At 55.1% G+C, this 26,408-nt stretch carries 22 protein-coding genes; 15 read left to right on the plus strand and 7 right to left on the minus strand.

The genetic code is table 11. The features are described from left to right. The first annotated feature begins 82 nt into the window (after positions 1-82). The 7 genes from yihU to ompL all read left to right on the plus strand — a co-directional run bounded on the left by yihU (position 83) and on the right by ompL (position 8,820). Positions 83-973, plus strand: a complete 891-nt coding sequence (yihU, locus tag IM314_RS18215; RefSeq protein WP_193359231.1) for a sulfolactaldehyde 3-reductase — start codon at positions 83-85, stop codon at positions 971-973. A 17-nt stretch (positions 974-990) separates the two neighbouring features. Continuing rightward, positions 991-1,866 (plus strand): sulfofructosephosphate aldolase, encoded by an 876-nt coding sequence (gene yihT, locus IM314_RS18220; protein WP_193359230.1) that lies wholly within the window; start codon positions 991-993, stop codon positions 1,864-1,866. Positions 1,867-1,880: 14 nt separating this feature from the next. Continuing rightward, a complete protein-coding gene (gene yihS / locus IM314_RS18225) occupies positions 1,881-3,122 on the plus strand; it encodes a sulfoquinovose isomerase (protein WP_060573403.1) in 1,242 nt (413 codons plus the stop codon). A 16-nt stretch (positions 3,123-3,138) separates the two neighbouring features. Further along, positions 3,139-5,163: an alpha-glucosidase gene (locus tag IM314_RS18230; protein WP_193359229.1), complete on the plus strand. Its 2,025-nt coding sequence runs from the start codon at positions 3,139-3,141 to the stop codon at positions 5,161-5,163. A 45-nt stretch (positions 5,164-5,208) separates the two neighbouring features. Then, complete coding sequence (locus IM314_RS18235; RefSeq protein ID WP_045630621.1) at positions 5,209-6,591, plus strand: MFS transporter; 1,383 nt, start codon at positions 5,209-5,211, stop codon at positions 6,589-6,591. A gap of 43 nt (positions 6,592-6,634) precedes the next feature. Continuing rightward, positions 6,635-8,059 (plus strand): MFS transporter, encoded by a 1,425-nt coding sequence (locus IM314_RS18240; protein WP_193359228.1) that lies wholly within the window; start codon positions 6,635-6,637, stop codon positions 8,057-8,059. Positions 8,060-8,133: 74 nt separating this feature from the next. Then, positions 8,134-8,820: a porin OmpL gene (ompL, locus tag IM314_RS18245; protein WP_045630623.1), complete on the plus strand. Its 687-nt coding sequence runs from the start codon at positions 8,134-8,136 to the stop codon at positions 8,818-8,820. A 51-nt stretch (positions 8,821-8,871) separates the two neighbouring features. On the opposite strand, the gene typA is transcribed toward ompL, so the two are convergent. Then, positions 8,872-10,695, minus strand: a complete 1,824-nt coding sequence (typA, locus tag IM314_RS18250) for a ribosome-dependent GTPase TypA (protein WP_028014891.1) — start codon at positions 10,693-10,695, stop codon at positions 8,872-8,874. Between the two features lie 378 nt (positions 10,696-11,073). Here typA and glnA point away from each other — a divergent pair, with 378 nt between their 5' ends. The 4 genes from glnA (at position 11,074) to IM314_RS18270 (ending at position 15,347) form a co-directional block, all read left to right on the plus strand. Beyond that, a complete protein-coding gene (gene glnA, locus IM314_RS18255; protein WP_008501856.1) occupies positions 11,074-12,483 on the plus strand; it encodes a glutamate--ammonia ligase in 1,410 nt (469 codons plus the stop codon). Between the two features lie 169 nt (positions 12,484-12,652). Continuing rightward, a complete protein-coding gene (gene glnL, locus IM314_RS18260) occupies positions 12,653-13,702 on the plus strand; it encodes a nitrogen regulation protein NR(II) (RefSeq protein WP_014172250.1) in 1,050 nt (349 codons plus the stop codon). Between the two features lie 11 nt (positions 13,703-13,713). Then, positions 13,714-15,126 (plus strand): nitrogen regulation protein NR(I), encoded by a 1,413-nt coding sequence (gene glnG, locus IM314_RS18265; RefSeq protein WP_028014893.1) that lies wholly within the window; start codon positions 13,714-13,716, stop codon positions 15,124-15,126. A 110-nt stretch (positions 15,127-15,236) separates the two neighbouring features. Then, positions 15,237-15,347: a YshB family small membrane protein gene (locus tag IM314_RS18270; RefSeq protein ID WP_017382667.1), complete on the plus strand. Its 111-nt coding sequence runs from the start codon at positions 15,237-15,239 to the stop codon at positions 15,345-15,347. Between the two features lie 53 nt (positions 15,348-15,400). Here IM314_RS18270 and hemN read toward each other — a convergent pair whose 3' ends face one another. Beyond that, on the minus strand, positions 15,401-16,774 hold the full coding sequence (gene hemN, locus IM314_RS18275) for an oxygen-independent coproporphyrinogen III oxidase (protein ID WP_193359227.1): 1,374 nt from the start codon (positions 16,772-16,774) through the stop codon (positions 15,401-15,403). A gap of 188 nt (positions 16,775-16,962) precedes the next feature. Continuing rightward, on the minus strand, positions 16,963-17,478 hold the full coding sequence (gene yihI, locus IM314_RS18280) for a Der GTPase-activating protein YihI (protein WP_028014895.1): 516 nt from the start codon (positions 17,476-17,478) through the stop codon (positions 16,963-16,965). Positions 17,479-18,055: 577 nt separating this feature from the next. Here yihI and yihA point away from each other — a divergent pair. Further along, entirely contained in the window at positions 18,056-18,685 is a 630-nt protein-coding gene (gene yihA, locus IM314_RS18285; RefSeq protein WP_014885764.1) for a ribosome biogenesis GTP-binding protein YihA/YsxC, read from the plus strand. 311 nt (positions 18,686-18,996) lie between these two features. Here yihA and polA read toward each other — a convergent pair whose 3' ends face one another. Continuing rightward, positions 18,997-21,789, minus strand: coding sequence for a DNA polymerase I (gene polA / locus IM314_RS18290; RefSeq protein ID WP_188246131.1), 2,793 nt, complete (start codon positions 21,787-21,789; stop codon positions 18,997-18,999). Between the two features lie 440 nt (positions 21,790-22,229). Here polA and IM314_RS18295 point away from each other — a divergent pair, with 440 nt between their 5' ends. After that, a complete protein-coding gene (locus IM314_RS18295; RefSeq protein WP_045630627.1) occupies positions 22,230-23,138 on the plus strand; it encodes an acyltransferase in 909 nt (302 codons plus the stop codon). A gap of 23 nt (positions 23,139-23,161) precedes the next feature. On the opposite strand, the gene dsbA is transcribed toward IM314_RS18295, so the two are convergent. From dsbA to IM314_RS18310, 3 genes are all read right to left on the minus strand, one after another. Continuing rightward, a complete protein-coding gene (dsbA, locus tag IM314_RS18300) occupies positions 23,162-23,785 on the minus strand; it encodes a thiol:disulfide interchange protein DsbA (protein ID WP_028014899.1) in 624 nt (207 codons plus the stop codon). Between the two features lie 27 nt (positions 23,786-23,812). Beyond that, positions 23,813-24,799 carry a serine/threonine protein kinase gene (locus IM314_RS18305; protein ID WP_045630628.1) on the minus strand — a complete coding sequence of 329 codons (987 nt, stop codon included), beginning with the start codon at positions 24,797-24,799 and terminating at the stop codon, positions 23,813-23,815. Between the two features lie 75 nt (positions 24,800-24,874). Beyond that, positions 24,875-25,144: a YihD family protein gene (locus IM314_RS18310; RefSeq protein ID WP_008501866.1), complete on the minus strand. Its 270-nt coding sequence runs from the start codon at positions 25,142-25,144 to the stop codon at positions 24,875-24,877. A 68-nt stretch (positions 25,145-25,212) separates the two neighbouring features. Here IM314_RS18310 and mobA point away from each other — a divergent pair, with 68 nt between their 5' ends. Continuing rightward, a complete protein-coding gene (gene mobA / locus IM314_RS18315) occupies positions 25,213-25,797 on the plus strand; it encodes a molybdenum cofactor guanylyltransferase MobA (RefSeq protein ID WP_045630629.1) in 585 nt (194 codons plus the stop codon). After that, positions 25,794-26,297 carry a molybdopterin-guanine dinucleotide biosynthesis protein MobB gene (gene mobB / locus IM314_RS18320; protein ID WP_193359226.1) on the plus strand — a complete coding sequence of 168 codons (504 nt, stop codon included), beginning with the start codon at positions 25,794-25,796 and terminating at the stop codon, positions 26,295-26,297. The genes mobA and mobB overlap by 4 nt, the downstream gene beginning before the upstream one ends. The last annotated feature ends 111 nt before the right edge of the window (positions 26,298-26,408 follow it).

Raw genomic sequence — 26,408 nt, forward strand, 5'->3', positions numbered from 1 at the left:
TTTTTGACTATAAATTACAAATACGATCAAAAACAGACAACGCAAACGCGCAGAAATTGACACGATGTGACAGGAGAGAGGCATGTCAGCAATCGCATTTATCGGTTTAGGGCAGATGGGCGCGCCAATGGCGAAGAATCTGTTAAAGCAAGGCCACCAGCTTAACGTGTTTGACGTGAACCCGCAGGCGGTTCAGGCGCTGGTAGAGAGCGGCGCACGGGCGGCGGCTACGCCCGCTCAGGCCGCAACGGATGCCGAATTCGTCATCACCATGCTGCCAAATGGCGACCTGGTGCGCAGCGTGCTGTTCGGCGAGCACGGCGTGTGCGAAGGGTTATCCCGCGACGCGCTGGTGATTGATATGTCCACCATCCACCCGCTGCAAACCGACGCGCTGCTCCGTGACATGGCAGAGCGCGGCTTCAGCCTGATGGACGTGCCCGTGGGACGTACGTCAGACCATGCCATCGCCGGCACGCTGCTCCTGCTGGCGGGCGGCACCGCGCAGCAGGTGGAACGCGCCACCCCCGTCTTAATGGCGATGGGCAATGAGCTGATTAACGCCGGCGGACCGGGCATGGGCATCCGCGTGAAGCTTATCAATAACTACATGAGCATCGCCCTGAACGCGCTTTCCGCCGAGGCGGCCGTGCTGTGTGAAGCGCTTGGCCTCTCCTTTGAGGTGGCTCTGAAGGTGATGAGCGGCACGCCGGCGGGTAAAGGCCACTTCACCACCTCATGGCCGAACAAGGTGCTGAAAGGCGATCTTTCACCCGCCTTCATGATCGACCTTGCGCATAAAGATCTGGGGATCGCCCTGGACGTGGCTAACCAGCTCCACGTTCCGATGCCGCTGGGCGCGGCGTCCCGCGAAGTTTATAACCAGGCTCGCGCCGCCGGGCGCGGGCGCGAAGACTGGACGGCCATTCTTGAACAGGTTCGCGCATCTGCCGGGCTGAAAAAATCACACTGATACGAAAGGACTGAGGAATGACGATGTACACCCTGAAAGATATCACCCGACCTTCCGGCGGTTTTGCAATGCTGGCCGTGGATCAGCGCGAAGCGATGCGCCTGATGTTTGCCGCCGCAGGCGCGCCGGTGCCGGTAACCGACCAGCACCTGACGGATTTTAAGGTCAACGCGGCGAAGATTCTGTCGCCGTACGCCTCTGCCATTCTCGTCGACCAGCAGTTCTGCTATCGCCAGATTATGGAGCAGCAGGCCGTAGCCAACAGCTGCGCGATGATTGTGGCGGCCGACGAGTTTATTCCGGGGAACGGTATTCCGGTCGACAGCGTGGTGATCGACAAAAGCATCGACGCCCAGGCGGTCAAACGCGACGGCGGCAAGGCGCTGAAGCTGCTGGTGCTGTGGCGTAGCGGTGAAGATCCGCAGCAGCGCCTGGAGATGGTGAAAGCGTTCAATACGCTGTGCCACGACAACGGGCTGCTGAGCATTATCGAGCCGGTGGTGCGTCCGCCGCGTCGCGGAGCCGAATTTAACCGCGAACAGGCGATTATCGATGCGGCTAAAGAGCTGGGCGACAGCGGTGCCGACCTTTACAAGGTGGAGATGCCGCTGTTCGGCAAGGGCACCCAGCAGGAACTGCTGGCGGCCTCGCAGAAGCTGAACGAGAACATCGCCATGCCGTGGGTGATCCTCTCGTCCGGCGTGGACGATAAGCTGTTCCCGCGCGCCGTGAGCGTGGCGATGCAGGCTGGGGCATCGGGCTTTTTAGCCGGTCGCGCCGTCTGGTCCTCGGTGATTGGCCTGCCGGATACTGAAATGATGCTGCGTGACGTCTCTGTGCCGAAACTGCAGCGTTTGGGTGAGATCGTCGACGAAATGATGGCTCGCCGCTAAGAAAGGACCCGAACATGAAATGGTTTAACACCCTGAGCCATAACCGCTGGCTCGAACAAGAGACCGACCGCATTCTCGATTTCGGTAAAAACGCCGCCGTGCCGACCGGGTTCGGCTGGCTGGGTAATAACGGCCAGGTGCGCAGCGATATGGGCACCCATCTGTGGATCACCGCCCGCATGCTGCACGTATACGCCGTTGCCGCAAACATGGGGCGTCCCGGCGCGTATGCCCTGGTTGAGCACGGTATTAACGCCCTCAACGGCCCGCTGCGCGACAGCCAGCACGGCGGCTGGTATGCCTGCGTCAACGATGAGGGCGTGGTCGACGCCTCCAAGCAGGGTTATCAGCACTTCTTCGTGCTGCTGGGTGCGGCGAGCGCCGTGACCACCGGCCACCCGCAGGCTCGCCCTCTTCTCGACGAAGCGATTGCGGTGATCGAACGCTATTTCTGGAGCGAAGAGGAGCAGATGTGCCTCGAGTCCTGGGATGAAGCCTTCAGCAAAACGGAAGATTACCGCGGCGGTAACGCCAACATGCACGCCGTGGAAGCCTTCCTGATTGTCTATGACGTGACCCACGACCGCAAATGGCTCGACCGCGCCCTGCGCATCGCCTCGGTGATTATTCACGACGTAGCGCGCAAAGGTGAGTATCGCGTTAACGAGCATTTCGACACCGACTGGAACCCGATCCGCGATTACAACATCGATAATCCTGCTCACCGCTTCCGCGCCTACGGCGGCACGCCGGGACACTGGATTGAGTGGGGCCGCCTGATGCTGCACCTGCGCGCCGCGCTGGAAGCGCGCTTTGAAACTCCACCTGAGTGGCTGCTGGAAGATGCGAAAGGCCTGTTCCACGCCACCATCCGCGACGCCTGGGCACCCGACGGCGCCGACGGGTTTGTCTATTCCGTGGGCTGGGACGGCAAGCCTATCGTCCGCGAACGCGTGCGCTGGCCAATCGTCGAGGCGATGGGCACGGCCTATGCCCTCTATACCGTGACCGGCGAAGCGCAGTACGAAGCCTGGTATCAGAAGTGGTGGGATTACTGCATCAAGTACCTGATGGATTACGAAAACGGTTCCTGGTGGCAGGAGCTGGACACCAATAACGAAGTGACCACCAAAGTCTGGGACGGCAAGCAGGATATTTACCATCTGCTGCACTGCCTGGTGATCCCCCGCCTGCCGCTGGCGCCGGGCTTAGCGCCTGCCGTCGCCGCCGGATTGCTGGACAGCCAGGCCAAATAATAAAGACGGAGTTTTTATGCGTACCCTACACAATATTGACCTAAAAAATAACGAACGTGGCTTTACCCTGCGCTGGCAGGATCGCCTGATTTTGTCCCACTCTGAAGAAGCGCCTTGCCTGTGGATCGGAGCAGGCGAGGCCGATATCGAGATGTTTCGCGGCAATTTCAGCATTAAAGACAAGCTCAACGAAAAGATTGCCCTGACGGACGCGACCGTCACGCAGCAAAGCGCGGGCTGGGCGATCCGCTTTACCCGCGGCGATGCGGTAAGCGCGACGCTGCTGGTGGGCGTGGATGCGGAAGGCCGTCTGGAGCTGAAGCTGAAAAATGATGCTCCCGGCCATAACCGCATCTGGCTGCGGCTGGCGGCGCAGCCGGAAGATCATATCTACGGCTGCGGCGAGCAATTCTCGTACTTCGACCTGCGCGGCAAGCCGTTCCCGCTGTGGACCAGCGAGCAGGGCGTGGGCCGCAACAAGCAGACCTACGTCACCTGGCAGGCCGACTGTAAAGAGAACGCGGGTGGTGACTACTACTGGACCTTCTTCCCGCAGCCTACCTTTGTGAGCACCCAGAAGTACTACTGCCACGTGGATAACAGCTGCTACATGAACTTTGACTTCAGCGCGCCGGATTTCCACGAGCTGGCGTTCTGGGAAGATAACGCCACGCTGCGCTTCGAATGTGCACAAACCTACGTCGATCTGCTGGAAAAACTGACCGGCCTGCTGGGGCGCCAGCCTGAGCTGCCGGACTGGGTTTACGACGGCGTGACGCTGGGCATCCAGGGCGGCACCGAGGTGTGCCAGCAGAAGCTCGACGCCATGCGCGAGGGCGGCGTGAAGGTGAACGGCATCTGGGCGCAGGACTGGTCCGGCATCCGCATGACCTCCTTCGGCAAACGCGTGATGTGGAACTGGAAGTGGAACAGCGAGCTCTATCCGCAGCTTGACGAGCGGATCGGGCAGTGGAAGCAGGAGGGCGTACAATTCCTCTCCTATATCAACCCGTACGTCGCCAGCGATAAAGATCTCTGCGAAGAGGCGGCGAAACGCGGCTATCTGACCAAAAACGCCAATGGCGAGGACTACCACGTTGAGTTCGGCGAGTTCTACGCGGGCGTTATCGACCTGACCAACCCGGAAGCCTACGGCTGGTACAAAGAGGTCATCAAAAAGAATCTGATCGAACTGGGCTGCGGCGGCTGGATGGCCGATTTCGGGGAATATCTGCCGACCGATACCTTCCTGCACAACGGCGTGAGCGCGGAGCTCATGCATAACGCCTGGCCTGCCCTGTGGGCGAAATGTAACTACGAGGCGCTCCAGGAGACCGGCAAGCTCGGGGAGATCCTGTTCTTCATGCGCGCGGGCTACACCGGCAGCCAGAAGCACTCGGTGATGATGTGGGCGGGGGATCAGAACGTTGACTGGAGCCTGGACGACGGTCTGGCGTCCGTCGTGCCCGCAGCGCTGTCGCTGGCGATGACCGGGCACGGCCTGCACCACAGCGACATCGGCGGCTATACGACCCTGTTCGAGATGAAGCGCAGCAAGGAACTGCTGCTGCGCTGGTGCGACTTCAGCGCCTTTACGCCGATGATGCGTACCCACGAGGGCAACCGCCCTGGCGACAACTGGCAGTTCGACGGCGATGCGGAAACCATCGTGCACTTCGCGCGCATGACCACCGTGTTCACCACCCTTAAGCCGTACATCAAAGCTGCGGTCGCGCAGAACGCGAAAAGCGGCCTGCCGGTGATGCGTCCGCTGTTCCTGCACTATGAGGACGACGCGCGCGCCTACACGCTGAAATACCAGTACCTGTTTGGCCGCGATCTGCTGGTGGCACCGGTTCATGAAGAGGGCCGCCGGGACTGGTCGCTCTATCTGCCGCAGGACAGCTGGGTCAATGCGTGGACCGGAGAAACCTGCCAGGGCGGTGACGTGACCGTTGATGCCCCGATCGGCAAGCCGCCGGTCTTCTATCGCCAGCACAGCGAATGGGCAGATCTGTTTAGCACCTTACGTGATATCTGATAAGGCTCGCCCGCAGGGAAACCTGCGGGCAGACGGAGAACAATAATGAGTCAACATACTTCCGATCCGGCAACCCTACGCCTGCCGTTTAAAGAAAAACTCGCCTACGGGATGGGCGATCTCGGCTCAAACATCCTGCTGGATATCGGCACGCTCTATTTGCTGAAGTTTTACACCGACGTGCTGGGGCTGCCCGGCACCTACGGCGGGATTATCTTCCTGATTGCGAAGTTCTTTACCGCCTTCACCGATATGGGCACCGGAATCATGCTCGACTCCCGACGCAAGATTGGTCCGAAAGGGAAATTCCGCCCGTTCGTGCTGTATGCCGCCTTCCCGGTGACCTTACTGGCGATTGCCAACTTCGTTGGTACGCCATTTGAGATGACCGGCAAAACGGTGATGGCGACGGTGCTGTTCATGCTGTACGGCCTGTTCTTCAGCATGATGAACTGCTCTTACGGCGCGATGGTGCCCGCCATCACCAAAAACCCGGACGAGCGCGCCTCGCTGGCGGCCTGGCGTCAGGGCGGCGCCACGCTCGGCCTGCTGCTCTGTACGGTGGGCTTTGTCCCGGTGATGAACCTGATTGAGGGTAACGACCAGCTTGGCTACATCTTTGCCGCCACCCTCTTCTCGCTGTTCGGGCTGTTCTTTATGTGGTGGTGCTATAAGGGCGTCACCGAGCGTTACGTCGAGATGCAGCCCGCTAACCCGGCGCAAAAGCCGGGGCTGCTGCAGTCGTTTCGCGCCATTGCCGGGAACCGTCCGCTGTTTATCCTGTGTATCGCGAACCTGTGCACGCTGGGCGCGTTTAACGTTAAGCTCGCCATTCAGGTCTACTACACGCAGTACGTGCTGAACGACCCAATCCTGCTGTCGTACATGGGCTTCTTCAGCATGGGCTGTATTTTTATCGGCGTCTTTATGATGCCTGGCGCGGTGCGGCGCTTCGGCAAGAAAAAGGTCTACATCAGCGGGCTGGCAATTTGGGTGGCGGGCGACCTGCTCAACTACTTCTTCGGCGGCGGCTCGGTGAGCTTTGTGGCGTTCTCCTGCCTGGCGTTCTTCGGCTCCGCGTTCGTGAACAGTCTGAACTGGGCGCTGGTGTCCGATACCGTGGAATACGGCGAGTGGCGCACCGGCGTGCGCTCCGAGGGAACGGTCTACACCGGCTTTACCTTCTTCCGTAAGGTATCCCAGGCGCTGGCGGGCTTCTTCCCGGGGATTATGCTCACGCAGATCGGCTACGTGCCGAACGTGGTTCAGTCCGCCGGGACGGTTGAAGGGCTGCGGCAGCTGATATTTATCTACCCGAGCCTGCTGGCGGTCATCACCATCGTGGCGATGGGCTGCTTCTACAACCTCAACGAGAAGATGTATGTGCGCATCGTGGAAGAGATCGAACTGCGCAAACGTACGGCCTAAATGACGTGATAGAGCGCCCTGCGGGGCGCTCTGAGGATCGACCATGACATACAATACTGATCCGTTAACCCTGAAATTGAGCCTGCGAGAGAAGTGCGCCTACGGGATGGGCGATTTTGGCTCGAACCTGATGCTCTGTATTGGCACGCTGTATTTGCTGAAGTTTTACACCGATGAACTGGGGATGCCCGCGTTCTACGGCGGCATTATTTTCCTCGTCGCGAAGTTTTTCACCGCGTTTACCGACATGCTTACCGGGGTGCTGTTGGATTCCCGGCGAAACATCGGACCGAGGGGGAAGTTCCGGCCATTCATTTTGTATGCCTCCGTCCCGGTGGCGCTGGTTGCCACGCCGCAGTTTATGGCCAACGACTTTAGCCTGACGGTCAAAACGGCCCTCGCCACCGTGCTCTTCATGATGTTTGGGCTCTGCTACAGCCTGATGAACTGCGCCTACGGTGCGATGGTCCCAGCCATCACCAAAAACCCGAACGAGCGCGCGCAGCTGGCGGCCTGGCGTCAGGGCGGCGCAACGGTGGGGCTGTTACTCTGCACCGTCGGCTTTATGCCCATTCAGGCGCTGTTCGTCAGCCAACCCTCACTGGGCTATCTGGTGGCCGCGCTGGTGTTCGTCACCGGCGGCCTGTTCTGCATGTGGTGGTGCTATAGCGGCGTGAAAGAACGCTACGTCGAGATAACGCCCGATCACCATAAGCCCGGCATTCTGAAATCGTTCTGCGCGATTTTCCGCAATCCGCCGCTGCTGGTGCTGTGCATTGCCAACCTGTGTACTCTCGCCGCGTTCAACATCAAGCTGGCGATTCAGGTCTATTACACCCAGTACGTGCTAAACGACCTGCATCTGCTGTCGTGGATGGGCTTTTTCAGCATGGGCTGCATTCTGATTGGCGTGTTTCTGGTACCCGGCGCGGTGAAGCGCTTTGGCAAGAAGCCGGTCTATCTGGGCGGGCTGACGCTGTGGGCGGTGGGCGACGTGCTGAACTTCTTCTGGGGAACCAGCTCCCTGCTGTTCGTGCTGTTTTCCTGCATGGCCTTTTTCGGCACCGCGTTTGTGAATAGCCTGAACTGGGCGCTGGTGCCGGATACCGTTGATTACGGCGAGTGGAAAACCGGCATCCGCGCCGAGGGATCGGTTTACACCGGCTACACCTTCTCGCGCAAAATCTCCGCCGCTCTCGCCGGCTTCCTGCCCGGCATCATGCTGACCCAGATCGGTTACGTTCCTCATGCGGTGCAGAGCGCGGGCACGCTGCTGGGTTTGCGTCAGCTTATTTTCCTCTGGCCGTGCGGCCTGGCAATCGTCGCCGCCGTGACCATGGGGCTGTTTTATAAACTCAACGAAGCGCGCTTCGCCTTTATTATCGAGGAGATTGGAAAACGGAAAAAACAGTCAGCGAATACCCCTGAGATAACACCCAACAATAAAGCGTCAGCAGTCACTTTATAACAATAAATTCGGCCACTATGTCCTTCCTGTTTATCAGGAGGGAGGCCTTTCTGTACCTGATACATGGACAAATTATGAAAAGAATCATCACTGTACTGATCGTGTCGTCTGTGTCCTGCCCGGTATTCGCCGGGGCATATGTTGAAACCCGCGAAGCCTACAATACGGCCTCTGAGCTGCACGAAGTGATCCTGCGTGCCGGCTATAACTTCGATATGGGCGCGGGGTTGATGTTCACCAACGCCTACAACGTGGGGAGGTGGGATGAGCTCAAGCACAGCTATAACGAAATAGAGGGGTGGTATCCGCTCTTTAAACCGACGGACAAACTCACCTTCCAGCCGGGCGGGTTGATCAACGACAGCAGCGCCGGTTCGGGTGGCGCGGTTTATTTAGATACCAACTATAAATTCACGGACGGGTTTAATCTGACGTTCCGCTATCGCTATAACCATAACAATTACGATACGCCGGACTATAACGGGCAGATGGATAAGAACGACACGCACGAATTCGCCAACTACTGGAATTTCAAGGTGACGGATGCGTTTTTCTACACCTTTGAACCGCATTTTTTCCAGCGGGTGAATGACTACCACAGCAAAAATGGCAAAGACCATCACTGGGAAATTACCAACAAGTTCAGCTATAAGATCGACAGAAACTGGCTGCCGTACCTCGAACTCCAGTGGCTGGACAGATGGAATGATTACAACCGCGAGCAGTACAGGATCCGCCTGGGGTTACGTTATTCGTTCTAATAAAAAAGCCGCTGATTTCTCAGCGGCTTTTTTTACTACGGATTGACCGTATTAGTCTTCTTTCGCACCGCGCATAGCACGTTTACGATCGTTCTCGGTCAGGTGACGTTTACGGATACGAATTGACTGTGGAGTCACTTCTACCAGTTCGTCATCATCAATGAACTCCAGAGCCTGCTCCAGGGTCATCTTGATCGGTGGAACCAGAACCGTTGCTTCGTCAGTACCGGACGCACGCATGTTGGTCAGCTTCTTACCGGTCAGGCAGTTTACCGTCAGGTCGTTAGAACGGCTGTGAATACCGATGATCTGGCCTTCGTAAACTTCAGCACCGTGACCCAGGAACAGCTTACCGCGATCCTGCAGACCGAACAGCGCAAACGCAACCGCTTTACCCTGACCGTTGGAGATCAGTACGCCGTTGTTACGCTGGCCCACTTCGCCCGGACGAACGTCGTCGTAGTGGCTGAAGGTGGAGTACAGTAGGCCGGTACCGGAGGTCATGGTCATGAACTCAGAACGGAAGCCGATCAGGCCACGGCTTGGGATCACGTAGTCGAGACGTACGCGGCCTTTGCCGTCTGGATTCATGTTTTTCAGGTCGCCTTTACGCTCGCCCAGCGCCTGCATCACAGAACCCTGGTGCTGCTCTTCTACGTCCAGCGTTACGTTTTCGAACGGCTCTTGTTTACGGCCATCGATTTCGCGGAAGATTACTTTCGGACGGGAAACCGCCATCTCGAAACCTTCACGACGCATGTTTTCAATCAGAACAGACAGGTGCAGCTCACCACGACCGGAAACGCGGAATGCATCAGCGTCTTCGGTTTCTTCAACGCGCAGCGCAACGTTGTGCACCAGCTCTTTGTTCAGACGGTCAAGGATCTGACGAGAGGTAACGAACTTACCTTCTTTACCACAGAACGGAGAGGTGTTGACGTTGAAGAACATGGATACGGTTGGTTCATCAACGGACAGGGCTGGCAGCGCTTCGACGTTCTGCGGATCGCAGATGGTGTCGGAGATGTTCAGTTCACCCAGACCGGTGATCGCGATGATGTCGCCCGCTTCAGCGATGTCGCTCTCGATACGCTCAAGACCCAGGTGAGTCAGGACTTTACCGACTTTACCGTTACGGGTTTTGCCTTCGCTATCGATGATAGTGACCTGCTGGTTAGGCTTCACTTTACCGCGCTTGATACGGCCAATGCCGATTACGCCAACGTAGTTGTTGTAGTCGAGCTGGGAGATCTGCATCTGCAGGGTGCCTTCCAGGTCAACGTTTGGCGCAGGAACACGGTCAACAATCGCCTGATACAGCGGGGTCATGTCTTCAGCCATGTCTTCGTGGTCCAGACCTGCGATACCGTTCAGCGCAGAGGCGTAAACGATAGGGAAGTCCAGCTGCTCGTCGGTCGCGTCGAGGTTAACGAACAGGTCGAAGACCTGGTCAACAACCCAGTCAGGACGCGCGCCAGGGCGGTCAACTTTGTTGATAACAACGATTGGCTTCAGACCATGGGCAAATGCTTTTTTGGTCACGAAGCGCGTCTGTGGCATTGGGCCATCCATTGCGTCAACGACCAGCAGAACGGAGTCTACCATGGACATTACACGTTCAACTTCACCACCGAAGTCGGCGTGCCCTGGGGTATCAACGATGTTGATACGGTAGTCATTCCATTTAATCGCGGTGTTTTTCGCGAGAATGGTAATCCCACGCTCTTTCTCCAAATCGTTGGAGTCCATCACGCGTTCTTGGGTTTCGGCACGCGCATCAAACGTACCGGATTGCTGCAGCAGCTTATCAACCAGGGTAGTTTTACCATGGTCAACGTGCGCGATGATGGCGATGTTACGCAAATTTTCGATCACAACTTTGCCTCAGGCATTTAGAAATAGCGCGTTATTGTACACGGATTAATCGCACTACAAAACAGGATCACAAACATCCCCCGCAAACAAGTATTGCAGAGATGCTTTGTGATCGCTTTCACGGAGCGGTAAAAGGGCACTTTAACGTAAATTGCACCAATATGGTGCTTAATGTTCACATTGAAGCACTATACTGGTGCAACAAATCCATCATGGTGCAGCCCTTTTGCACTATGGTGCGCATGATAACGCCTTTTTGGGGTGTTTTAAAAGTTGGCACAGATTTCGCTTTATAAAAAATACATGGCAACAGCCAGTACCAACAGAAATTGAAGACCTCGTTACCACGACGACAATGACCAATCTGGAGAGTTAAGTATGTCCGCTGAACACGTTTTGACGATGCTGAACGAACATGAAGTGAAGTTTGTTGATCTGCGCTTCACCGATACCAAAGGTAAAGAACAGCACGTCACAATCCCTGCTCATCAGGTGAACGCCGAATTCTTTGAAGAAGGCAAAATGTTTGACGGCTCCTCCATTGGTGGCTGGAAAGGCATTAACGAATCCGACATGGTTCTGATGCCAGACGCAACCACTGCGGTCATTGATCCGTTCTTCGAAGAACCAACCCTGATCATCCGCTGCGACATCCTCGAGCCAGGCACGCTGCAGGGCTACGACCGCGACCCACGTTCTATCGCAAAACGCGCTGAAGAGTACCTGCGTTCTACCGGCATCGCGGACACCGTTCTGTTCGGGCCAGAGCCAGAGTTCTTCCTGTTCGACGACATCCGCTTCGGTGCCTCTATTTCTGGCTCCCACGTGGCTATCGACGACATCGAAGGCGCATGGAACTCTTCCACCAAATACGAAGGTGGTAACAAAGGTCACCGTCCTGGTGTGAAAGGTGGTTACTTCCCGGTTCCTCCGGTCGACTCTGCGCAGGACATCCGTTCCACCATGTGCCTGGTGATGGAAGAGATGGGCCTGGTTGTTGAAGCGCACCACCACGAAGTGGCGACGGCGGGTCAGAACGAAGTGGCAACCCGCTTCAACACCATGACCAAAAAAGCGGACGAAATTCAGATCTACAAATACGTTGTGCACAACGTTGCGCACCGTTTCGGTAAAACCGCGACCTTCATGCCAAAACCAATGTTTGGCGACAACGGCTCCGGTATGCACTGCCACATGTCTCTGTCCAAGAACGGTACCAACCTGTTCTCTGGCGACAAATATGCCGGTCTGTCCGAGCAGGCGCTGTATTACATCGGTGGTGTGATCAAACACGCTAAAGCGATCAACGCCCTGGCGAACCCAACCACTAACTCCTACAAGCGTCTGGTCCCGGGCTACGAAGCGCCAGTTATGCTGGCCTACTCTGCGCGTAACCGTTCTGCTTCTATCCGTATCCCGGTGGTGGCGTCTCCAAAAGCGCGTCGTATCGAAGTGCGCTTCCCGGACCCAGCGGCTAACCCATACCTGTGCTTCGCAGCGCTGCTGATGGCCGGTCTGGACGGTATCAAGAACAAGATCCACCCAGGCGAAGCGATGGACAAAAACCTGTACGACCTGCCGCCAGAAGAAGCGAAAGAGATCCCACAGGTTGCTGGCTCTCTGGAAGAAGCCCTGCAGGCGCTGGATGCAGACCGCGAGTTCCTGACTGCGGGTGGCGTATTCACTGACGACGCTATCGATGCTTACATCGCCCTGCGTACTGAAGAGAACGACCGCGTGCGTATGACTCCGCATCCGGTTGAGTTCGAACTGTACTACAGCGTTTAATTTAGTTGTTTTACCCGGCGTCAAAAGCGCCGGGGGTAGTTGCCGTGGAAACTTTTAGCCCATCTCCGGATGGGCTTTTTTCTCCACCAACAACCTGATCTCACGCGCTTTTTACGCCGAAACCGCTATACTGCACTAAAACAGTGCAACGACTCCAGGAGACTGCTGAATGGCAACTGGCACGCTGCCCGATGCTGGGCAGATCCTCAATTCTTTAATTAACAGCATCCTGCTGGTCGACGACGAGCTGGCCGTCCATTACGCCAACCCGGCGGCGCAACAGCTGCTCGCCCAGAGTTCACGCAAACTGTTTGGCACCCCGCTTCCTGAGTTGTTGAGCTATTTCTCGCTGAATATTGGCCTGATGCAGGAAAGTTTGCAGGCCGGTCAGGGGTTCACCGATAACGAAGTCACGCTGGTGATCGACGGGCGCTCACATATTCTCTCTCTTACCGCGCAACGTCTTCCCGAAGGACTGATCCTGCTGGAAATGGCGCCGATGGATAATCAGCGTCGCCTGAGCCAGGAGCAGCTTCAGCATGCGCAGCAAATTGCCGCCCGTGACCTGGTGCGCGGTCTGGCGCATGAAATCAAAAACCCGCTGGGTGGGTTACGCGGCGCGGCGCAGCTTCTGACCAAGGCGCTGCCCGATCCCGCGCTGGCGGAGTACACCAACGTCATCATTGAGCAGGCGGACCGCCTGCGTAACCTGGTCGATCGCCTGCTCGGGCCGCAGCAGCCGGGTATGCACGTTTCAGAAAGTATTCATAAAGTCGCTGAACGGGTGGTGAAGCTCGTCTCCATGGAGCTGCCGGAGAACGTCACGCTGGTGCGTGATTACGACCCAAGCCTGCCGGAACTGGCGCATGACCCGGACCAGATTGAGCAGGTTCTGCTGAATATTGTGCGCAATGCCCTGCAGGCGCTGGGGCCGGAAGGGGGCGAGATTATTTTACGCACCCGCACCGCCTTCCAGCTCACGCTGCACGGCGTGCGCTATCGTCTGGCGGCACGCATCGACGTTGAGGATAACGGGCCTGGCATTCCTTCTCATCTGCAGGACACCCTGTTCTACCCAATGGTAAGCGGGCGCGAAGGCGGTACGGGACTGGGCTTATCTATCGCCCGCAGCTTGATCGATCAGCACTCCGGAAAAATTGAATTTACCAGTTGGCCGGGACATACCGAGTTTTCGGTTTTCCTGCCGATTAAAAAATAAAGGTGACGTTTATGCAACGAGGGATAGTCTGGGTAGTCGATGACGATAGCTCCATCCGTTGGGTGCTTGAACGCGCGCTCACAGGGGCAGGTTTAAGCTGCACGACGTTTGAGAGCGGCAGCGAGGTGCTCGACGCACTCACCACCAAAACGCCGGACGTTCTGCTGTCGGATATTCGCATGCCGGGCATGGACGGGCTGGCGCTGTTAAAGCAGATCAAACAGCGCCATCCTATGCTTCCGGTCATCATAATGACGGCTCATTCCGACCTGGATGCCGCGGTGAGCGCCTATCAGCAAGGGGCGTTCGATTATCTGCCCAAACCGTTCGATATCGACGAAGCGGTGGCGCTGGTTGAGCGCGCGATTAGCCACTACCAGGAGCAACAACAGCCGCGCCACGCGCCCGATTTTGGGCCAACCACTGACATCATCGGCGAAGCGCCGGCGATGCAGGACGTGTTTCGCATTATTGGCCGTCTGTCCCGCTCGTCCATCAGCGTGTTGATTAACGGGGAATCGGGTACAGGTAAAGAGCTGGTGGCGCATGCGTTACATCGCCACAGCCCGCGGGCAAAAGCGCCGTTTATCGCCCTCAATATGGCGGCGATCCCGAAGGATTTGATTGAGTCCGAGCTGTTCGGCCACGAAAAAGGGGCGTTTACCGGCGCGAATACCATTCGCCAGGGGCGCTTTGAGCAGGCTGACGGCGGCACGCTATTCCTGGACGAGATCGGCGATATGCCGCTGGACGTTCAAACTCGCCTGCTGCGCGTGCTGGCCGACGGGCAGTTTTACCGCGTGGGCGGCTATGCGCCGGTGAAGGTGGACGTGCGTATTATCGCCGCGACGCACCAGAACCTGGAGCTGCGCGTGCAGGAGGGCAAATTCCGTGAGGATTTATTCCATCGCCTGAATGTGATCCGCGTCCACCTGCCGCCGCTGCGCGAGCGTCGGGAAGATATCCCGCGCCTGGCGCGTCATTTCCTGCAGGTGGCGGCCCGCGAGCTGGGCGTGGAAGCCAAGCAGCTTCACCCGGAAACCGATGCCGCCCTCACCCGTCTGGCGTGGCCGGGCAACGTTCGCCAGCTGGAAAACACCTGCCGCTGGCTGACCGTGATGGCCGCCGGACAGGAAGTGTTGATTCAGGATCTCCCTGCCGAACTGTTTGAGGCCACCGCGCCCGAAAGCAGCACCGGGCACGCGCTGCCGGACAGCTGGGCAACGCTGCTGGCGCAGTGGGCCGACCGCGCGCTGCGTTCCGGTCATCAAAACCTGCTGTCTGAGGCTCAGCCAGAGATGGAGCGTACGCTGTTGACCACCGCGCTTCGTCATACGCAGGGCCATAAGCAAGAAGCCGCGCGCCTGCTGGGATGGGGACGTAATACCCTGACGCGCAAGCTGAAAGAGCTGGGAATGGAGTGATCGTACCCCGCTGTGTAAAGGTTATTAATTGAGCGCAAATTGCCGTTATTTTGCGCTTTACTGTTCCGATGAGTTTTGTATGATCGTGCCCGGAAATTGGGGGAACCATCATGCTGGAATCATTAGTGACTTTACTGTCGAGCGGAGCAGCTGAAAGCCACACGCCACAAACTGCCGTTGCGGCGGTATTATGTGCGGCGCTGGTTGGGCTGTTTAGCTAGCAGGGTGAAATGTAAAAGCCGGGTAGCGGCTTCGCCTTACCCGGCTTTGCGCCTTAAATCACCCGTGAAAACTGCTGCATACGCGCCTTCTGGCGCAGATACGCGTCAAAGCACATGCAGATATTACGGATCAACAGACGCCCTTTCGGCGTGACCTCAATCGCGTTCTCCGACACATCCACCAGCCCGTCTTTCGCCAGCGGCGCAATCAGCCTCAGGTCTTCCGCAAAATATTCGCTGAATGTCAGATCCCACTGTGCTTCCACGTCGCTAAAGTCGAGACGGAAGTTGCAGATAAGCGCCTTAATCACATCACGACGAATGCAGTCGTCACGGGTCAGCGCGATGCCGCGCCATAGCGCGTTGCCGGTTGCATCAACCTGCTGGTAGTAGAGCTTCAGCTCTTTCTGGTTCTGCGCGTAGCAGTCACCGATCATGCTGATGGCGGAGACACCCATGCCGAGCAGATCGGTATCGCCCTGAGTGGTATAACCCTGGAAGTTACGGTGCAGTACGCCTTCGCGCTGGGCAATCGCCAGCTCGTCATCCGGACGGGCAAAGTGATCCATGCCGATAAATTGATAGCCGCTCTCCGTCAGAGAGGTGATGGTTTCCTGCAGGATATCCAGCTTCTGCTGGGCAGAAGGCAGTTCGGCATCTTTGATTTTGCGCTGGGCTGCGAATAGCGTCGGCAGGTGCGCGTAGTTAAAGACGCTCAGGCGGTCCGGGCTAAGTTCAGCCACGCGCTTCAGCGTGAAGGCGAAGCTCTCCGGCGTCTGCTTTGGCAGGCCGTAAATCAGGTCGATGTTGGTCGAGGTAAAGCCGATGTCACGCGCGTGGTTGAGTAAGGCGAAGATAAACTCTTCGTCCTGCTCGCGGTTGACCAGACGCTGCACCTCTTTATTGAAATCCTGCACGCCCATGCTCAGACGATTAAAGCCTTCGGCGCGTAAGTGATCCAGTACATCCAGCTCAATTTCACGCGGATCGACTTCGATCGAGATTTCAGCGTCGTCGTTAAAATTGAAATTTCCGCGCAGCAGCGTCATCAGGCGGCTTATTTGCGCCTTATTGAGATAGGTTGGCGTGCCGCCCCCCCAGTGAAGCTGGCTGACGTGACGACCTTTAAAAAGCGGTGCGCGGTGCACAATTTCCTGTTCGAGCGCATCGAGGTATTGGTCGGCTTTATGCTGCTGACGGGTCACGATTTTATTACAGCCGCAGAAGTAGCAGAGCTTGTGGCAGAACGGAATATGGACGTAGAGCGACAGCGGACGCTCTGGATAGCGCGCGACGGCCTGCTGAAAATCCTCCTCGCCGAAGGCATCGGAGAACTCCAGCGCGGTGGGGTATGAGGTATAACGCGGCCCGGAATAGTTATACTTCTGGATTAGGGCCAAATCCCAGTCGATAGTTGGTGCTGACATGCTCACTCCTTCCGTTGGTGTCGCGTTCGTATACGGCGGCCCGTTCTGGCCCCATCGCGGGCCATCATTCGGGTGCGCAGCCACTTCTGTCGCCGCGACAACCGCCGTAGTTTAACGAATAACCACACCAGATAACATATAACCGGAAGGGTTATAAGCAGGACTATCGTGCCTGCCGGGTGCAAATGTTAGTTTCCACCTTTCAGAAGACGCATCATATCTTCCTGCTTTTCTTCTTCCTCTTCGTCGTCTTCGTCATCGTAAGACAGACCCAGCTTCTGCATTAGCTCATCAATGCGGTCCAGTTTGGCATCTACCCATGACTGCTCTTCGGCGGTCAGGGTTTCACCCTCTTCAAGACGTTCCAGCAGCGCGTCCAGGCGCTCATCGTTCTCCAGCATATCCAGCTCAGCCTGCGGTGAAAGCATAGGTTTCTCGCTCTTTGGTTTGTGCTGCTTAGTGACCGGGGTGTCTGTCACGCCCAGTGGAATGGGAGTTTTACTGCCGATACGAGGGTCTTTCTGCTGTTTGCCTTTTGCAGAGGCGCCCGCTGCACCACCGCCGTTGGCACGGCTACCCGCAGCATGGCCACGATGCTTCTTGTCGCGTTTGCGATCGCGCGCTTCCTGGTTTAGTTCTTCGCGCGTTTTGCGGCGTGCTTTTGCAGGGCGTTTCGCGCCCGCAGCGGAGGTTGGTTTTTTCATGATGTTTTATCTTAAAGTCGTTTTCTTCAGTATAGAATTGCGGCGAAATCTAGCAGAAAGCAAGCAAAGAAAAAAGGCGACAGAGCAATCTGTCGCCTTTTTTCCTGACTCACAACCCTTAACGGGTCAGACATTCCATGTTTACCAACAACACACCCTGTTTATCCTTTGGCTGATACCGTCCGTGTATGGTTCCATTTCCTGTTAAAACGCCTCCAGGCGCTGGTCGTCCTGACTATCCTGCGTCTTCGCCTCCTGGCGCTCCTGACCCTAATCCTTAAGTCGATTTCCTGTTGGCTTCCTCGCCTTGCCGCATACTTTACCTTGTTCCGTTAAACTAACAAGCAACGAAACGGTACAAATACAGATTTTCAGATAATTACCTGGAAATAAGATTATGATTTAAAACAGTTTGCATTTTTTGACACCTGCGAATTCTCTGAAATCTCCCATAGCAACATTAGCCGATCTCTCACAGCCGTTTGGGCATTCGCCTGCAAGCCTCGTGCAATCAGAAAAGCCTTTTGCCCGCATTCGGGTATAATCCCTCCAGATTACGATTTTTGGAGACGACCACGTGACTACCTGGAACTACCAACAGACGCATTTTGTCACCAGTGCGCCCGATATTCGCCACCTGCCTTCTGATACCGGTATTGAAGTGGCATTTGCTGGCCGCTCAAATGCGGGGAAATCCAGCGCCCTGAATACGCTGACCAATCAGAAGAACCTGGCGCGGACCTCAAAAACACCTGGCCGTACCCAGCTGATTAACCTCTTTGAAGTGGCTGAAGGCAAACGCCTCGTAGACTTGCCGGGATACGGTTATGCGCAGGTGCCTGAAGAGATGAAGATCAAGTGGCAGCGTGCGCTGGGCGAATACCTGGAAAAACGCATGTGCCTGAAAGGTCTGGTGGTGCTGATGGATATTCGTCACCCGCTAAAAGATCTCGATCAGCAGATGATCGACTGGGCCGTAGCAAGCGATATTGCCGTGCTGGTGCTGCTGACGAAAGCCGACAAGCTGGCAAGCGGCGCGCGTAAAGCGCAGGTGAATATGGTTCGCGAAGCGGTACTGGCCTTCAATGGCGATGTACAGGTTGAGCCTTTCTCTTCGCTGAAAAAACAGGGCGTGGACAAGCTGCGTCAGAAGCTCGACAGCTGGTTTAACGAGCTGGAACCCGCGACGGAAGCGGAAGAAGAGTAATACCGAGCGCGGCGATGTCCGCGCTTTTTTTGTCCGAACTTTTCTTTGCCGCAATAAAAAACGCCCCAGTCATTACTGACTGGGGCGGCTAAAATATTCAGCCAAATCCGATTACGTGAAGTAAAAGGTCTGAAAGATAGAACATCTTACCTCTGTACCCTACGTCGATAACTCTACCCCTTTTTTTGTTGTAGAAAAAGCACTTTTTGTAGTTTTTTTTCATTCTTTACATAGGGAATTCTAATGATCGTCACAAAACGCGCGTTGTTATGTTGCTAACTTACATAAAAAGCGCGTTATTCACAGAACCTTTAGTGAGCCTGATCCCAGTTTTCACCACTTCCCACTTCCACCAGCAACGGCACGTCTAGCGTCATGCTGCTTTCCATGAGTTCGTGGATCTTTTTCGACACAATATCGAGATCGTCTTTGTGCACTTCAAACACCAGTTCATCGTGTACCTGCATGATCATTTTCACGCGCGGCTTCTCTTTCTCCAGCCAGGCATCAACAGCGATCATTGCGCGCTTGATGATGTCCGCTGCGGTACCCTGCATCGGGGCGTTGATCGCCGCACGCTCTGCGCCAGCGCGGCGCGCCGCGTTGCTGGATTTGATGTCCGGGAGATAGAGACGACGGCCATCCAGGGTTTCAACGTAACCTTTCTCTTTCGCCTGCGCGCGGGTGCGTTCCATATATTCCAGAACGCCCGGATAACGCTCGAAGTAAAGATCCATATACTTCTGCGACTCTTTGCGCGGAATGTTTAGCTGGCGTGAAAGGCCAAACGCGCTCATGCCGTAGATTAGACCGAAGTTGATCGCTTTTGCACTGCGGCGCTGTTCGTTGGTCACGTTGTCCAGCGGTAAACCAAAGACCTCCGCCGCGGTCGCCCGGTGGATGTCTTTTCCTTCCGCAAATGCCGTCAGCAGACCTTTATCGCGGGACAGGTGCGCCATAATGCGCAGTTCAATTTGCGAGTAGTCCGCCGAGACAATCAGATAATCCTCTGGTGCGATGAAAGCCTGGCGAATACGGCGGCCCTCTTCGTTACGCACCGGAATGTTCTGCAGGTTAGGATCGGTTGACGAGAGACGCCCGGTTGCCGCTACCGCCTGATGATACGAAGTGTGCACACGGCCCGTTTTCGGGTTGATCATCAGCGGAAGTTTGTCCGTGTAGGTAGACTTCAGCTTCGCGAGACCACGGTACTGCAGAATCACTTTTGGCAGCGGGTAGTCCAGCGCCAGCTCTTCCAGCACCTCTTCAGAGGTTGACGGCGCGCCGCCAGGGGTTTTCTTCAGCGGCTTGATGCCCTGCTTTTCAAACAGAATGGTTTGCAGCTGCTTCGGTGAAGAGAGGTTAAACGGCTCGCCTGCAAGCTCATGCGCTTTCTGCTCGAGCTCGGTCAAACGCTGCGCGAGCTCGCCAGAGTGGTTATGCAGCACCGTTGGATCGATCTTAACGCCATTGCGTTCGATACGGGACAGCACGGGCACCAGCGGCATTTCAATATGCTGGAATACGTTCAGCGGACCTTCGTGCTTCTGCAGTTTCGGCCACATCTTCAGATGCAGTTGCAGCGTGACGTCGGCATCTTCCGCCGCGTAGCGCCCTGCCTCTTCAAGAGCAATCTGGTTAAAGGTGAGCTGATTTTTCCCTTTACCGGCAATCTCTTCAAAGGTAATGGTTTTGTGCTTGAGCCAGCGGTCAGATAAGGAATCCATATCATGGCGGCCCGCCACGCTGTCCAGAATGTAGGATTCGAGCATAGTGTCAAAGGCAATCCCGCGCAGCTCAATGCCGTAGTTCTGCAGAATGCCGCGGTCGTACTTGAGGTTTTGACCAACCTTCAGCGCCTTTTCGTCTTCCAGAATCGGCTTCAGTAGCTCGAGCGCGCGCTCGCGGGAGATCTGCTCCGGCGCATCCAGGTAGTCGTGCGCCACGGGAACGTAGGCGGCAATACCCGGCTCTGTCGCAAAGGACAATCCCACCATATTGGCTGAGATGTTGTCGAGGCTGTCTGTTTCGGTGTCAAAGGCAAAGACCGGCGCTTTTTTCAGTTTCTCGATCCAGGCGATCAGCTGTGACTCTTCCAGAATGGTTTCGTAGTTGTCGAAGGAGAGCGCTGCGGCTTCTTCTTCCGCCTGATCTTCGGCATCAACGACAATCGTCTCTTTCGGCTTAGCAGCAGGTTTGGCCCCTTTTGCCTGCAGCCATTTACCGGCTTCCACGTCAGTGGTCCAGCGCTTGAATTCGTATTTCTTAAACAGGCTCAGCAGGTCGTCAGCGGAAGGCTGTTGCACTTCCAACTGCTCACAGCCCAGCTCCAGTTCCACATCGGTTTTGATTGTTGCCAGCTTATAGGAGAGATAAGCCACCTCTTTGTTCTCTTCCAGCTTCCCGGCCATGGTTTTTGCGCCACGGAAGGAAAGTCCGGCGATTTTGTCTGATTCCGCGTAGAGCGTATCCAGGCCACCCAGCCCCTGAAGCAGCGCCTGCGCGGTTTTTTCACCGACGCCAGGAACGCCAGGAATGTTATCCGAGGAGTCGCCCATCAACGCGAGGAAGTCGATAATCAGCTCTGGCGGCACGCCATACTTAGTGACTACTTCTTCTGGCCCCAGAATGGTGTTGGTCATGGTGTTGATCAGGGTAATACCTGGCGTCACCAGCTGCGCCATATCTTTATCACCGGTGCTGATCAGCACCGGACGGCCCATTTTTTCAGCTTCACGCGCCAGCGTACCGATGACGTCGTCGGCCTCCACGCCAGAGACGGCCAGCAGCGGCAGGCCCATTGCTTTCACCATGGCGTGCAGTGGCTCAATCTGCGCACGCAGATCGTCAGGCATTGGCGGACGATGGGATTTGTAATGTTCGAACAGCTCATCGCGGAAGGTTTTGCCTTTCGCATCAAAAACGACAGCCGCATGGGTGGGCTGATACTGAAGAATCAGGCTGCGCAGCATGTTCAGCACGCCGTACATCGCGCCGGTAGGTTCCCCTGCGCTATTGGTCAGAGGAGGAAACGCATGGTACGCCCGATACAGGTAAGAAGAGCCGTCGACGAGAATAAGTGGGTTTTCTGGGATCTGAACCATAATGTCCGTGCCTTTAATCAATTTATGCGTAAAGGATGCCACAGAAGGATGAAAACATCAGTTATTCAGGTTCGATACAGGAAAAGATTTTGCGATCGTGAGGATCGCTCGCAAAATTCAAACTGTGGATAAGTTTGTGAATATTTTCACTTCAAATGAAAAACAGATACTAAAAGCAGGTGCGCGTTGAGAATAAATTATTACATATCATAATGTTAACAACTAACACTGCATGAAAATAGCTTGCTGATGGCAATTTAGTCTATGTGGATATAAGTCCTGATTAGCGCACAATATTAGAGAAATCTTCTGCTTCAGGGGAAAAGCCATCTATTGACGATATGAAAGCGCCATAATTTTGTCATTTTTCTGATAAAATCAGCCCCCAGCGCCGTATCATCGGCCGGTCCATTAAAGCTAACCACCTGAAAAAGCTCATCATGTCGAGATTGCTCGCTGCAATAACATTACCGCTAAGTATCATTTTAACCATTCTGGTGACGATTGCGTGTTCTGTGCCAATCATTATCGCCGGGATCGTTAAACTGCTGCTGCCTGTGCCTGCGGTGTGGCGATCCGTCTCTGCGTTTTGTAATTTCATGATGTATTGCTGGTGTGAAGGGCTAGCGATCCTGCTGTGCCTGAATCCGCATCTTAAGTGGGATGTCGAAGGGCTGGAGAGCCTCAACAAAAAGAACTGGTACCTGCTGATCTGCAATCATCACAGCTGGGCGGACATCGTGGTGTTATGCGTGCTTTTTCGCAAACATATCCCGATGAACAAGTACTTCCTGAAGCAGCAGCTCGCCTGGGTGCCCTTTATCGGGCTGGCCTGCTGGGCGCTTGATATGCCATTTATGAAACGCTATTCGCGCAGCTATCTGATTCGTCATCCGGAGCGTCGCGGTAAGGATGTGGAGACCACGCGCCGCTCCTGTGAAAAGTTTCGCGCACATCCAACGACCATCGTGAACTTTGTTGAAGGCTCACGGTTTACGGAAGATAAACGTCAACAAACACGCTCCCCTTATCAGAACCTGCTTCCGCCAAAGGCGGCGGGTATTGCGATGGCGCTTAACGTGCTGGGTGCACAGTTCGATAAACTTCTGAACGTTACGCTCTGCTATCCGGAAAATGACAGGACGCCATTCTTCGATATGCTCAGCGGCAAGCTGACTCGCATTGTTGTTCGGGTGAATTTAGTGCCGATCGATGCCGGGCTGCACGGTGACTACGTTAACGATAAGAATTTCAAACGTGGTTTCCAGCAGTGGCTTAATACGCTCTGGAAAGAGAAAGACGAACAGATAGACAGCATTAAATCTTCATACAAAAACGCCGGTCAGTGACCGGCGTTTTCATATCAACGAAATTACTTCTTCTCAACCAGATATTTCACGGTATCAGCATACTGCTGTACGAAAATATCCATGCTGCTGGTGTCCATGCCCTGCATGTTCAGCTGATATTTGCCGTTAACAAACATCGCCGGAACGCCCTGAAGCTGCAGATCAGCGGCCGCTTTTTCCTGCTGAGCAACCAGAGATTTCACTACAAAGCTGTTCCACGCGGCGTCGTACTCTTCACCTTTCACACCGGCATCAACGAACACTTTGCGGATATCCGCAGTGGTCTGAACGGTCTGGGTTTTCTGTACGGCTTCGAACATTGGAGCAGTGATTTTATCTTCCACGCCCAGCGCCATCGCAACCGCCCACGCCTGAGTCAGGTCTTTACCCAACGGGCCCAGGAATTCAACGTGGTACTTGGTCATTTTGGTGCCTTCCGGCAGCTTTTTCTTCACGTTGTCAGAAACATGCAGCACCTCTTCGAATTGATAGCAGTGCGGGCAATAGAATGAGAAGAACTCCAGAACCTGTGGCTCGCCAGCAACCGGCTTTTCCAGCGTGATAAACTGTTTACCGTCGGTAAACTGCGCAGCAGAAGCGCTAAATGCCAGAATCATACCTGCCAGCGCCAGCCAAATTTTTTTCATGATTAACTCTCTCCTGGGTGTGTCCAATTAATACATCGGCGTTAATTGCAGAGGGGGTTCCTGAAGAACCTTAACCTGCTGAGTGAATGTAGATATCTGGCTGCGCCAGTAATCTTCTCCGGTAAGCCACGGGAAATTACGAGGAAATGCGGGATCGTCCCAACGCCTGATTAACCATGCGAGATAATAAACAAAACGCATCGCACGTAAAGGCTCAATCAGGGCAATTTCGTCTGAATTAAACGGGCTAAATTCTTCATAGGCTTCAATAATCGTTTCAAGCTGCATGCGCTGCTCGGTTTTGTCGCCATTGAGCAGCATCCACAGATCCTGAACCGCTGGTCCCATGCGCGCATCGTCGAGATCGACAAACAACGGTCCATCGCGCCAGAGAATATTTCCGGCGTGACAATCGCCATGCAGGCGCAGAACGGAAATATCATCACGCCAGCAGGTTTTCACCGCAGCAATAAGCTTATCGGTGGCGTTGAGGAAATCATCCTTTAACGCAGCGGGGATCAGCGCAGACGTTTCGAATATCTGACGTGGTTCGGTGAGATATTCATGAATCCCGATCGTTGGTCGGGCAGTGAACGCTGTTTTACGTCCCGTCTGATGAATGCGTCCCAGATAGCGAGCAACCCACTCCATCTGATCGATATTATCCGCTTCAAACTGGCGGCCACCCAGACTGGGGAATACGGCGTAGTAAAACCCTTCATGCGTGAGCAGCGTTTGGTTATTGAACTTTATCGGCGCGGCAACGGGGACGTCATCAACCAGCAGATCGTGAGCAAACTGGTGCTCCTCCTGAATTTGCTGTGCAGACCAACGTTCAGGGCGATAGAACTTTACGACGAAGCGCTGACGATCCTCGTCCTGAAATTGATAGACGCGGTTTTCGTAGCTGTTTAACGGAGTTAGCCCGGAATCCACACGAATACCCTGTTCAAACAGGGCATCCATAATGGTATCCGGGTGTAGTGTCTGGAAAGTAAAAGCCTGGTCGTTCATCCGATCATCCGGAAATTATACGAATGATTCAGGATATCATCTTGTAGCGATTTCGGTGGCTCCGCTTACAAGCTTTTACTCTTTAATTACGCCTCGGGCGCGCAGCAATGCAGTTTTAAAATCTTCCTCATAATCCTTCTGAATACCAGGAATAACAGCATCTTTGGCTGAGTCGCGCATTTTGAGGTGGTAGATCAGGATGTCGTCAGAAAGGTCTGCCAGATCGCCGTCAAAACCTGACTCTTTTGCCAGTTTCTGTAAGAATTGCATCAGATTCAACTCTGGCTCTTTTTGCCAGGCTGGCTGGAGGAGTTCAATGACTTCATTCAGACGTTTACATTTCATGGTGGTGCTCCTTTCATTTAGAGTGACACGTTAGCAGGGTCAATCCCACAATAAAAGAGGCGATATTCGTGAATCTTAGCCTGGAAATCACTGGGGTCGTTCTGGCAGGCGGCAGAGCTACGCGGATGGGCGGGGAAGATAAAGGACTACAGCTCCTGAAAGGCAAGCCCTTATGGCAGCATGTCGCTGATACGCTTGTCGATCAGGTATCGGCAATGGCGCTGAGCGCAAATCGCCATATCGATATTTACCAGCGCAGCGGGTTTCCCGTTTATCAGGATAATCTCGCAGATTTTCCGGGGCCGCTGGCCGGTATGCTTTCGGTGATGCAGCAGTCGCAGGGAGAGTGGTTTCTCTTTTGTTCGTGTGATACGCCATTTATACCCACCTGCCTGGTGGAACGGATGGTGCAACAGCGAGGTGATTCACCCGTGGTCTGGGTGCATGACGGCGAGCGCGACCACCCAACTATCGCGCTCATTAACCGATCCTTGATTCCTGCTATGAGCGACTATCTGGCTTCCGGAGAGCGAAGAGTGATGGTGTTTATGCGTAAGGTCGGCGGACATACTGTTGATTTTAGCGACATGAAAACATCGTTCGTGAATGTGAACACAATAGAAGATTTACAGGCCATGCAGGAGAAGAGATGAACTCTGTTTTAGCCATTTCAGCCTGGAGTGGGACAGGAAAAACCACGTTGCTGAAAAAACTGATACCCGCGCTGTGCGCCCGCGGTATTCGTCCAGGCTTGATTAAGCATACTCACCATAATATGGATGTCGATAAGCCGGGCAAAGATAGCTATGAGCTGCGCAAAGCGGGTGCCGCGCAGACAATGGTAGCAAGCAACCAGCGTTGGGCATTGATGACAGAAACGCCGGATGAGGCAGCGCTGGATCTCACGTATCTGGTGAGCCGGATGGATCACTCCATGCTGGATCTGGTGCTGGTTGAGGGATTTAAGCATGAGGCCGTGCCTAAGATCCTGCTGTTCAGAAGCGATGCCGGGCACGATATCAGCGAGTTAACGCTGGATGAGCATGTGATTGCGGTGGCCAGCGATGTTGCTCTCGATATTGAGGTTCCGGTGCTGGATTTAAATGATGAGGATGGGATTGCTGAGTTTATTGTGAAGTGGTGTGCGGTCTGACTTGCCGGGTGGCGGCTTCGCCTTACCCGGCCTACGGTTTGTGCAGCGCAGAAACGCAAAAAGGCCATCCTTTCGGATGGCCTCTTCACTTATTTGATGCCTGGCAGTTCC

Origin of the sequence: Enterobacter cloacae complex sp. P42RS, assembly GCF_014930595.1 — a bacterium.
In the GTDB taxonomy this organism is placed as follows: Bacteria; Pseudomonadota; Gammaproteobacteria; order Enterobacterales; family Enterobacteriaceae; genus Enterobacter; species Enterobacter bugandensis.